The organism is Methylobacterium sp. WL103 (assembly GCF_008039885.1).
Classification (GTDB): Bacteria; Pseudomonadota; Alphaproteobacteria; order Rhizobiales; family Beijerinckiaceae; genus Methylobacterium; species Methylobacterium cerastii.
In genome coordinates this window covers 1-1,102 of the sequence record NZ_VRUX01000955.1, presented here as the reverse complement: position 1 = coordinate 1,102, position 1,102 = coordinate 1, and the positions used below count along the sequence as shown (strand labels likewise).

The 1,102-nt window shown below is 69.3% G+C and carries 1 protein-coding gene and 1 pseudogene; both read right to left on the bottom strand.

All coding sequences use genetic code 11. The annotated features are described in order from the left end of the window. Positions 1 to 148, bottom strand: a pseudogene (locus tag FV222_RS27000) (acetyl-CoA C-acetyltransferase); the annotation flags it as partial. Positions 149 to 585: 437 nt separating this feature from the next. Then, a complete protein-coding gene (locus tag FV222_RS26995; RefSeq protein WP_147752430.1) occupies positions 586 to 861 on the bottom strand; it encodes a hypothetical protein in 276 nt (91 codons plus the stop codon). Between the last annotated feature and the right edge of the window lie 241 nt (positions 862 to 1,102).

The following is a 1,102-nucleotide window of genomic DNA, read 5'->3' as shown; positions in this document are numbered from 1 at the left end:
ATACGCCGTCGCCGGAGAGCCCAGCTCGCGCCACCGCCGCGCGGATCGCCGCCGCGCCGAGCTCCGGAGCCGCGACGCGGGCGAGCTCACCCTGGAACGCCCCCATCGGCGTGCGCGCCGCCCCGGCGATCACGATCGGATCGGACATCCTCGGCTCCCGTGGCATCGTTTGGACAGGGGGACATTCCAATCCGGCGCCTAAGAGATGTCCAGCCTGGATGTGCCGCCCCGGGGTGTTCGGACGAAGCACCGACCTTACTCTGGCGCGGACCACCGTATTCACGCAGCACGCGAGAGGCGAGTCGACACCAGTGACGATCGGCTCGCCGCCGTCCTCCCGGTGCTGCCAGTGGGGTCGAAGAGAAATTCGCCACCTGCGATGCCCTCCCCCCTCTGCAAGGGAGGGAGATCGCGCGTCACACCCGGTCGCGCGCCGCGTGGAAACGGCGCCCCACCGACATCGGCGTCAGAGGGACATCAGGACGTTGACGGAGCCGACGGCGGTGAGGACGAGGCCGCAGACGAAGGCGCCGATCATCGCGTAGCTGAACAGCTTCATGGACGTGATTCCGTTCCGCTTCGCGCTCAGCAGCGGGGTCCGCCGCTGGTCTGGCCGTACTGCATCACCGGGCGGGTCTGCTGGTTGGCGTTGCCCTCGCTCGCCGAGCTCGGGGCGCACCAGCCGGTGCGGGGCGCCGGCACGGCGTCGAACCCGAGCGAACCGGTGGTCAGGTCGTCGTAGGGCGAGGGCGGGGCGACGCGGGCGGCGGGCGCCTCAGAGCGGAACGCCATCGCGGACGAGGCGGGCACAGCAACGCCGAGGATCAGAACAGCAACGACGGCAACGGAACGGGTCTTCATGTGGATATAAGGCTCCTTCTTACAAGACTGTCCGCCGGTTCGGCGTCGATTCGTCTTGCATGAACCTTATATAGCTTGCCCATTCCTCTGGCGGCGTGACGCACCGCACGCGGCAGGGCGGATTAAAACGCTCAGGTGCCTCACGGCTTGAAGTAGGGCCGCGCGACGATCGCGGTCGGGTCCACCGGGCGCACGCGCTGGGCGTGGACCACGCGGTGGGCGGTCCGCACGGGGCGCGGGG

Excerpts from the sequence above, each read along its gene's own strand:
- FV222_RS26995 (WP_147752430.1), bottom strand. The coding sequence starts at position 861 with ATGAAGACCCGTTCCGTTGCCGTCGTTGCTGTTCTGATCCTCGGCGTT.